Origin of the sequence: Aequorivita sp. CIP111184 (genome assembly GCF_900489465.1) — a bacterium.
Taxonomy (GTDB): domain Bacteria; phylum Bacteroidota; class Bacteroidia; order Flavobacteriales; family Flavobacteriaceae; genus Aequorivita.
Window position 1 is genome coordinate 1640 of record NZ_UEFQ01000003.1, and the last position, 1833, is coordinate 3472.

Sequence of the window (1833 nt, forward strand, 5' to 3'; positions counted from 1 at the left end):
TTCGGCTGCAATACATTGGTTACTCTTACGTTGACCGTACTTCCGAACCCGAACCCGAATACCTCGCCCGACCCACTGGAACTCTGTGACGACGATGACGACGGGATCGTCGGTGGTTGGGACCCATCCCTGGCAGATGTGGATATTATAAACGGCGAGGCCAATGTGAGCGTGACCTACTACGAACTGCTGTCGGATGCGATTGCTGGCGTTGCCGGGACCGAAATAGTAGCCCCTTACACCAATACGACCCCTTTTAGCCAAATTATATTTGCCAGGGTGGAAAAGGATGTCCCCCCCGCAAGTGTTGGCTGTTTCACCATAGTGGAACTTGAGCTGCGCGTTATCGCTCTGCCGGAAAAGCCACAGATGCCACCCTTCGCGGACCCGTTCATCGGTTGTGACGAGAGCGGCAGCGGCACGGGTATCTTTAACCTGACCCTTCAGGACGATGGGGTGATCGGTAGCCAGGACCCCGCTAACTTTGTACTTCCCATTACCTATTACGAAAATCTTGCCGATGCAAATGCGGGCATTGCCGGAACGGAGATACTGAACCCTACCGCCTATATCAGTGCGGGGGCTGGCCAGCTTATCTATGTGCGCCTAGAGAGCCTGATAACCGGCTGTGCCCGTGTGACCCCTTTCGCGCTGCAGTTGGAACTTTTTCCCACCATTGGTACCGGGAACGACCTTACCCTTTGCGACGACATGGTAAACGGCAGTACCGTGGATGACGGGATCTCCACATTCGACCTTACCATCAATACACCGCTGATCAACCTTGGCAACCCCAACCTAGAGGTTTTCTATTATGCGACCCCTATCGACCAGCAGAACAACAACCCCATAGCCAACCCGGGCGCCTACCAGAACATCACGAGCCCGCAACAGCGCATCTATGTTACCGTTTTCAGTGAAAACGGCTGTAGGGCCACCAATTCGTTTTTGATAATTGTAGATCCTACCCCGATCGCATTTTCGCCCGGGGCGATGATCGCCTGCGATTCTAATGGCGATGGCTTCGCGCTGTTCGATCTTTCCACACAGAGCGCCTTCATTACGGCGGGCGATGCAAACCTCACGGTGAGCTACCACAGGACCCTGTTGGATGCCGAGAACAATGTGCTCCCCATTACCGTTCCCTACGAGAACGACCAGATCTATCTTGATGTGCCCATTACCGATCCTTCCGACCCACGTTATGGTACGGGCGGAGTCTGGGCAAGGGTCGTGACCACGGTGAACAGTTGCCACAGGACTATTTCGTTCGCGCTGGAAGTACATGCCTCCCCAACTGCTACCGAACCGGAGCCCCTGAGAGAGTGTGACGATGCTGTTGCAGACGGTTTTACCCTTTTCAATTTAACACAAGTCGAGGGCGAGGTTCTCGGCACCCTAGACCCGAATGGGTTCGACCTCTATTATTATGAAGATCTTGCCGACGCGCAATTGGCAGGTGACCTAGCCCTGACCAACCCGGACTTTTCGGCCTCGATCGGCAATCCGGCGGCCTATACGAACACGAGCAACCCACAGACCATCTATATATTGGTGGTCGGGAACGCAAACAGCACATTGCCCCCCAACCCGAACAGTGGAGAGGGATGTTACGACATCGTGGAACTGACCCTAATCGTAGATCCAATCCCGGTGAACAACGGGCCTTTCGAATATCCACTTTGTGATGACGAACTGCAGGGCAGTACCCCGACCGATGAGATCTCGACCTTTGATCTGACCACGCGTAACCTATTGATAACGGGCGGAAACCCTGATTTGAGCGTTGCCTGGTTCGACGCTTTGGGCAATCCGATCCTAGACCCCACTACG

General features: G+C 54.4%; 1 pseudogene. It reads left to right on the plus strand.

Annotated elements, in window-relative coordinates:
• A pseudogene (locus tag AEQU1_RS00025) lies at positions 1-1833 on the plus strand (hypothetical protein); the annotation flags it as partial.